This window comes from Halalkalibacter lacteus (assembly GCF_036663595.1).
GTDB classification, from domain to species: domain Bacteria; phylum Bacillota; class Bacilli; order Bacillales; family Bacillaceae_D; genus Halalkalibacter; species Halalkalibacter lacteus.
The window spans coordinates 1-472 of the sequence record NZ_JAWRVL010000104.1; the positions used below are offsets into that span (position 1 = coordinate 1).

At 28.8% G+C, this 472-nt stretch carries 1 protein-coding gene; it reads left to right on the forward strand.

Translation table 11 applies throughout. From position 1 onward, the window contains the following. Positions 1-250: hypothetical protein (locus SAZ04_RS21670; protein WP_332699574.1), on the forward strand; the 250-nt coding region annotated here is incomplete at its 5' end. Between the last annotated feature and the right edge of the window lie 222 nt (positions 251-472).

A 472-nucleotide genomic window follows, 5' to 3' on the forward strand; every position in this document is an offset into this window, starting at 1 on the left:
AAAGGATGCTACTAATAAGAGTATTACTAAAATCCATGAAATTCCCATTAAGTGCTGGTTTTTTAATAAAGGCATTTTCAGACTTTCCCCCTTCTCTCTTCTCTTTAATGTTGAAGCACCCGTTTACTTTAAGTGCAACCCTTCACAATCCCTAAAATATTTTAACATAAATATCCAATTTAACCACCAAGTATTATTCCATTATCTGGCCCTTTCGGAACAACTCTATTGTCACTCAACAGTTCCTTAATAGACCTTTCAATTCAGATGTTCTTTTCCTTTTCCATATAATTTTAGTAAAGAAAACTTTTACATGATTGTTAACATATACTATGACATATACTACGAAATATATATCATTTTTGAAAATAATGTTAGCCTTGAAATTATAGTTAAGGTATTTGTATATATTATTATTAAAATAGATGTTAATGTTGACTGCAAAAATAATAACATTTGTAATCAGCAAGGG